Below are 7,335 nucleotides of genomic sequence, written 5' to 3'. Positions count from 1 at the left end.
ATTCTGAAACAAGAAATGCCGCTCTTCCTCCTCCACTGTGTTTTTGCAACGCAAAAATATAGGGGAGGTGTCACGTAGTGACGGAGGGGTTAACTCTTACAGCCAAAAAGTTTATGAAATTTTTTCAACCCCTCTCCTCAGAGACTGTTGTTTCTTCGGTGTCTCCCCTATTATATCGCTATGCGACACCCCATAATGCTACGGGACACGGTAGGGAAGAAGGAGAAATTCAATCCATTTCATTCGCTAAAATTCATGTTTACCCCCACCGATTCAATATAGGAGGAGAGGTAGTAAAATAAAGTGAAGATATTTCAATTCTTCTACGCTTCGATATGTACAGAGATAGTTCCCCGCATTATTGTCGAGATGTAAATAATGACGGGGGAAAGAAATGATTATTCAGATTTGTATTGTCCCAACTCTTGCTGCAATAAATCGATTCTGTCTTGATAATTTCGAATCAGATTCTGTAATAAAGAAATTTCTTGTTGTTTGGATGCTTTTAAAGCCAGCTCTTCTGTTGATAAATTTTTAATATTTTTATAGATTTTAGAATCTTCGGAGACCAAAAGGTTATCATTTGCCGAATTGTTATTATATTTGTTCGGACTAATAAAATAGGTCTCTTCACATTCTTCTTGATTTACGAAAATGAAAAAGTCGGTAATGGGAAAATTCCAGTGATTGGCAATACTCAGTAAGACGTTTATATTCATATTTCCGCCTCTTACTGCCTTGCCTATGGTGTTTTTATCCAAGCCAAGCTCTTTGGCTGCATCTTTGTAGGTGAGCCCCTTTCGATGCAAAAATCTTCGGAGCGAGTCTCCGGAATAAACGAGCTTTTTACCGTCTTTCATATGGAATAAGGTGTAAACGATTAAATTCTCTCTGAAACTATTATGATAGTTTGTTTATACCAATATACAAAAAAATCGGCAATTAGTTTGCTCGAAGGTTTCCTTTCGGAAGAGAAGAGGAGGAATGTTTTTACAACCGCATTTGGTTTGATTTGGTATTAAGGGGAGGTCGATGACGGTATTGAAAAAGGTAATGGTTTGGAAAGGAAGGCCGTTTAGGTGTTATCTTTCCTTGTTACTGATTTTATTACATCTGCCGTCCAAAGAAGGCTGAATTGAATCAATTTTCATTATTGAATCAATCATGTTTGTGCCTTCACTTAAACGTATGAGTTCTTTTATTCTGAAAAAGTTATTTAACTTGTCATCATATTTATAATATGAGTCCACATAAACTTTATCTGAAAACCTTGATGAATAAGTACGTCTTGATATTATACCTTTTTCTTCGATATTGTAAGCCAAAGATGAATAACTGGCATATGGATAATCAAAAACTTCTTTATCTTCCAGCACAAGCGTTTCTCCCGTATTTCCAAATGAAACAGTAAATATTACTCTTTCTGTCTGTTCGAAACATTCTTTCATACCATCATTATCATCATACCGATATTCTGAAGTCTTTTCAATATATATGCTGTCTAAAACATTGTCATAATCTACATATCCAACCAAAATATCTCTGAAAATGCAGTCCTTATTTTGAGATATATCTGTTGAATCTTTCCAACTTATTAATCCTATGGAAAGAATAGATGTTAATATCAAAAGAAACAGTTTCATATAAAATTTATATTATCAGTAATGTATTTATAAGAGCACCTGCGAGGTGTTGTTTACTGATGTAAGATACACCTCGCAGGTGCATTTCCTAATCTCTAATGGCTGTACCTTATAAGCCGTCCAATGTGTCGAGAGGATTGGGGATGCTCGATTTATGCGCACTCGTTACATGCAGATAAATTGAGGTGGTCTTGATGTCATTATGACCCAGCAGCTCCTGTATGGTCCTGAGGTCTGTTCCTTGCTCCAGCAAGTGGGTCGCAAACGAATGGCGCAGCATGTGTACATGTACCCGGTGCTTGATACCGGCACGGCTGGCAGCTTCTTTCAGTACCTTTACCAGCGCACTGGCGGAATACTGTTCACCGGGTTTTTCTCCCTCGAACAGCCATTTCTGCGGACGGTACTCCTTGAAATATTCCCTAAGATCCTTCAGTAGCTTTTCTGAAAGCAGCGAATATCGGCATTTCCGTCCTTTGCCCATGATACGCACAAGCATCCGTTCACTGATGATGTCTTTTGGGGTAAGGTTCAAGAGCTCGCTTCTTCGCAATCCGGCGGAGTAAATCAGTGAAATCATGCAACGGTGTTTCGGGTTGGACAGGCAGGAGAGAATGTGGCTTACCTCATTCCTGCTCAACACTTCGGGAAGTGACTTGTATTCCTTCGCACGGGTGATGCCACCATAGTATTGGCGCTGTCCGCCTTTTACCTGCTCATAGTAGAACTTGATGGCGTTGATGCGCATGTTCTGCTGTGAAACGGAGATTTTCTTCTCGTTCACAAGGTAGAGGATGTACTTGTTGATGTCCGCCACTTTCAGGCGGTCGATGTTCCGCCCTTTGTGGTATTCCATAAAGTCGCTGAAATAGGCACGGTAGGTTTTTATGGTCGAGGGGCTATAACGCTTTTGTTCCAGCAGTTCCAAGTATCCTTCCGGCAGTGTGTATTCCCTTTGAGGTTTGGGGTGTCTGACATAAACCCGGCTGTAATCGATATAGGCATGTGGAGAATAGCGGTCGTAGAAATCCGGCAGTCTGAAAGTGGCAGCCGTTATGTAAGCAGACCCGTAGCCAAACGTCTCTATTCCTGTGTCTTGGGTGAGCAGCTCGTGTATTTCTTTATTACCTGCATAGTCTATGCGTATATATTCTCTATTGTCCCTCTTTTCTTTATATAGCACGATGTTTCCTCTTTGTCTCTGAACGTTGCCCATATTGTTGGAAATAATATTCATTATCGCAAATATAAATAAAAGCAAGAAGCGATCGTTCCAATTAGACGGTTTTTATTTTATTAAAACTCCCTTAATGGGGATATGTGGCTGTCGCATAACTTTTCGGGAATTTTGTCGGCGAATAGATGTTTTTCCCGTTGGGGGAATGTGTCTGCCCAGTATTTTTTTTCTTGTACTTCCTTTTTTTGTTTGTTTGAGAAAATATTTTTCGATTTTTTTTGTAATAAAATGGTGGTCTTGAATTTCTTAATATTTTACTATAAGAGAAGTATCTATACATAAAAATTACAGAAAAAATTCTTTATTTCAAACTATTTGTACTACTTTTGTTGTCAGATGTCGGGCATATAGATTTTATGCTCGGCTTGTTTTGCGGATAATAGTATATATTCTATATATTTATATAAATAGTTTGGCTTAAACAACTTAACTAATAACAACTATGGCAGAAAGTAAAGAAAAACTGTTTGACCAGTTCCCTCCGGTGTCCACACAGGAATGGAAAGAAAAGGTCGTGGCAGACCTTAAAGGAGCTGATTTTGACAAAAAGCTCGTATGGAGGACTAACGAAGGGTTTAATGTTAACCCCATGTACCGTGCCGAAGACATAGCAAATTTGAGTACGACCGATTCTCTTCCCGGTGAATATCCCTACGTGCGGGGAACTCGTGCCGACAACAATTGGCTGGTTCGTCAGGATATCAAGGTAACCGATGTGAAGGAAGCCAATGTAAAGGCTCTGGATATTTTGAAAAAGGGTGTGGAATCGTTGGGATTCGAGATTGCCAAAGATTTGATTTCGGTAGAAAACTTGGAAACTTTGCTGCATGGTATCGACATGGAGAATGTGGAATTGAATTTCTCCACTTGCATGAAAAGCACAGTGAAACTTGCCGAAACAGTAGCCGCTTATTTCAAAACGACTCCTGCCGATTTGCAAAAGGTATCGGGCTCGATTCGTTTCAATCCGTTTAAGCGAATGTTGACCAAAGGCCGTGATTTCGCCGATTATGCCGATCAGGCCGTCATGGTTATCGATGCGGTAAAAGAGTTGCCCGGATTCCGGGTATTGGCAGTCGATGCCGTGATGTTGAACAATGCCGGATCTTTTATTTCTCAGGAACTCGGTTTTGCTTTGGCTTGGGGTAATGAGTGGCTGGCCGCCCTTACAGATAAAGGTCTGTCGGTCGACGAAGTCGCTAAACGAGTGAAATTTAATTTCGGCATATCGTCCAATTATTTTATGGAGCTTGCCAAATTCCGGGCTGCCCGTATGTTGTGGGCTCAAATTGTGAAACAATATAATCCGGCTTGCGATTGTGCTTGCAAAATGAAGGCTCATGCGCAGACTTCGGAGTTCAACCAGACTATATTCGACGCTCATGTGAATCTCCTTCGTTCGCAGACCGAGACGATGTCGGCTGCTTTGGCGGGTGTGGATTCCATTACGACGACTCCTTTCGACAAGGCTTACAAGGAACCGGACGATTTTTCGGAAAGAATCGCTCGTAACCAACAGTTATTGTTGAAAGAAGAGTCGCATTTGAATCGTATTACCGACCCGGCTGCCGGTTCTTATTATGTGGAGACTTTGACGGTTTCTATCGCCGAGCAGGCTTGGAAACTTTTCCTCGAAGTGGAAGAGAAGGACGGTTTCTACAAAGCCGTGAAAGAGGGATTCGTACAAAATCAAGTAAACGCTTCGGCCGAGACTCGCCATATGAATGTGGCTCGTCGGAAAGAAATACTGTTGGGAACGAATCAATACCCCAATTTCAATGAAGTCGCCAGCGATAAAATCGTTAACGGCGAAGCGTGCGGTTGCGGATGCGGAAAGCACGAGGGAGGACATCATTGCGAACCTGAGTTCCCCGTGTTGAATACCAAACGGGCAGCCAGTGATTTCGAAACTTTGCGATTGGCAACAGAACGTTCGGGCAAACGTCCGACGGTATTCATGTTGACTATCGGGAATTTGGCCATGCGTTTAGCACGTTCTCAATTCTCGTCGAATTTCTTTGCTTGTGCCGGATACAAGATCGTCGACAACCTCGGTTTCGAGACCGTGCAGGCCGGAATCGATGCCGCTTTGGACGCCAAAGCCGATATTGTGGTACTTTGTTCGAGCGATGACGAGTACGCTCAATATGCTCCGGAAGCATTCAAGATACTCGACGGTCGCGCTCTGTTCGTCGTAGCCGGAGCTCCGGCTTGTATGGACGAATTAAAGGCTCAGGGTATTACCGAGTTTATTCACGTTCGTTCGAATGTACTCGATACGTTGAAATCGTTTAATGAAAAACTTTCGATTTAAAGGCGGACAATTTGTATCACACAAGAAAAAACAAAAAGACAATGAGACCTAATTTTAAGAATATAGATATTACGAAGGATGCTTTCGCCCATTCGGCAGGGAAAGTAGCCCATGAGGGTGAAAACTGGATAACCCCGGAGTTGATACCCGTCAAACCTGTTTACACCAAAGAAGACCTCGAAGGTCTTGAACACTTGAATTATGTAGCCGGACTTCCTCCGTTTCTTCGTGGCCCGTACAGCGGTATGTATGCCATTCGTCCGTGGACAATCCGTCAGTATGCAGGTTTCTCGACCGCAGAGGAGTCCAATGCTTTCTATCGTAGAAACTTGGCTTCGGGACAGAAGGGATTGTCTGTGGCATTCGACCTCCCGACACACAGAGGATATGATGCCGATCACGAGCGTGTGGTAGGCGATGTAGGTAAGGCCGGTGTATCGATTTGTTCGCTCGAAGATATGAAGGTTTTGTTCGACGGTATTCCTTTGAACAAAATGTCTGTATCCATGACGATGAACGGAGCCGTGTTGCCTATCCTTGCTTTTTATATCAATGCCGGGTTGGAACAAGGCGCGAAACTCGAAGAGATGGCCGGAACGATTCAGAACGATATTTTGAAAGAATTTATGGTGCGTAATACCTATATTTATCCGCCTGAATTCTCGATGCGTATCATCGCCGATATTTTTGAGTTTACTTCGCAAAACATGCCGAAGTTCAACTCGATCTCCATTTCGGGATATCATATGCAGGAAGCCGGAGCGACAGCCGATATAGAGCTGGCTTATACGCTGGCCGACGGTCTTGAATATTTGCGTGCCGGAATCAACGCCGGTATGGATATTGACGCATTCGCTCCGCGGTTGTCTTTCTTCTGGGCTATCGGCATGAATTTCTTTATGGAGATCGCCAAGATGCGTGCCGCACGTATGTTGTGGGCTAAGATCGTAAAACAGTTCAACCCCAAGAATCCGAAATCTCTCGCTTTGCGTACTCACTCGCAAACATCGGGTTGGTCATTGACCGAACAAGATCCGTTCAATAATGTGGGTCGTACTTGTATCGAGGCTATGGGGGCTGCTTTGGGGCATACCCAATCGTTGCACACCAACGCTCTTGACGAGGCTATCGCTCTGCCAACCGATTTTTCGGCTCGTATCGCTCGTAATACTCAGATTTATATTCAAGAAGAGACTTATATTACAAAAGAAATCGACCCGTGGGCAGGTTCTTATTATGTAGAGGCTCTGACTAACGAGCTGGCTCATAAGGCATGGGAACATATTCAAGAGATCGAGAAGTTGGGCGGTATGGCTAAGGCCATCGAAACCGGACTCCCGAAACTTCGTATCGAAGAGGCTGCCGCCCGTACGCAGGCACGTATCGACTCGGGTAAACAGACGATCGTGGGTGTAAACAAATACCGTCTTGAAAAAGAGGCTCCCATCGATATTCTCGAAGTCGATAATACGGCTGTGCGTAAAGAGCAAATCGAGCGTCTGCAAGATTTGAAAGCTCATCGCGACGAAGCCGCGGTTAAGGCGGCTCTTGATGCGATTACCGAATGTGTGAAGACGAAGAAGGGTAATTTGCTCGACTTGGCTGTCAAAGCCGCTAAGGTTCGCGCTACGTTGGGAGAGATTTCCGATGCTTGCGAAGTTGTCGTAGGTCGTTATAAAGCAGTAATCAGAACTATATCAGGCGTGTATTCATCAGAGACTAAAAAGGATGCCGATTTCGTTCGGGCAACGGAATTGTGCGAAAAATTCGCTAAAAAGGAAGGTCGCCAACCTCGTATTATGATAGCGAAGATGGGACAAGACGGTCATGACCGTGGGGCCAAAGTGGTAGCTACCGGATATGCCGATTGTGGCTTTGACGTGGATATGGGACCTTTGTTCCAAACTCCGGCGGAAGCTGCGCGTCAGGCTGTCGAAAACGACGTACATGTGTTGGGCGTTTCTTCTTTGGCTGCCGGCCATAAGACTTTGGTTCCTCAGGTAATCGAAGAGTTGAAGAAATTGGGTCGCGAGGATATTGTGGTAATTGCCGGTGGAGTTATTCCCGCACAGGATTATGACTTCCTTTACAAAGCCGGTGTAGCCGCTATCTTTGGCCCGGGTACTTCCGTATCGAAGGCA

General features: G+C 43.6%; 6 protein-coding genes. 3 read left to right on the top strand and 3 right to left on the bottom strand.

The annotated features are described in order from the left end of the window. The first annotated feature begins 113 nt into the window (after window positions 1-113). Window positions 114-302 (top strand): hypothetical protein, encoded by a 189-nt coding sequence (locus QVD32_RS12160; RefSeq protein ID WP_021891176.1) that lies wholly within the window; start codon window positions 114-116, stop codon window positions 300-302. Window positions 303-398: 96 nt separating this feature from the next. On the opposite strand, the gene QVD32_RS12155 is transcribed toward QVD32_RS12160, so the two are convergent. From QVD32_RS12155 to QVD32_RS12145, 3 genes are all read right to left on the bottom strand, one after another. After that, entirely contained in the window at window positions 399-860 is a 462-nt protein-coding gene (locus QVD32_RS12155; protein WP_008861893.1) for a helix-turn-helix domain-containing protein, read from the bottom strand. Window positions 861-1,082: 222 nt separating this feature from the next. After that, window positions 1,083-1,643 carry a hypothetical protein gene (locus QVD32_RS12150; protein WP_118687221.1) on the bottom strand — a complete coding sequence of 187 codons (561 nt, stop codon included), beginning with the start codon at window positions 1,641-1,643 and terminating at the stop codon, window positions 1,083-1,085. Between the two features lie 109 nt (window positions 1,644-1,752). Next, the gene (locus QVD32_RS12145) at window positions 1,753-2,859 is read right to left on the bottom strand and encodes a tyrosine-type recombinase/integrase (protein WP_118687338.1); all 1,107 of its coding nucleotides are present in this window, start codon (window positions 2,857-2,859) and stop codon (window positions 1,753-1,755) included. A gap of 463 nt (window positions 2,860-3,322) precedes the next feature. Between QVD32_RS12145 and mutA the strand changes: the two genes are divergently transcribed. Next, window positions 3,323-5,194, top strand: a complete 1,872-nt coding sequence (gene mutA, locus QVD32_RS12140) for a methylmalonyl-CoA mutase small subunit (protein ID WP_021891178.1) — start codon at window positions 3,323-3,325, stop codon at window positions 5,192-5,194. A 41-nt stretch (window positions 5,195-5,235) separates the two neighbouring features. After that, a partial coding sequence (gene scpA, locus QVD32_RS12135; RefSeq protein ID WP_287710265.1) for a methylmalonyl-CoA mutase occupies window positions 5,236-7,335 on the top strand: 2,100 nt, incomplete at its 3' end.

The organism is Barnesiella sp. (genome assembly GCF_022723415.1).
Classification (GTDB): Bacteria; Bacteroidota; Bacteroidia; order Bacteroidales; family Barnesiellaceae; genus Barnesiella; species Barnesiella intestinihominis.
Note: the sequence above shows the minus strand (reverse complement) of the source record. Positions and strands in the feature narration are given on the sequence as shown.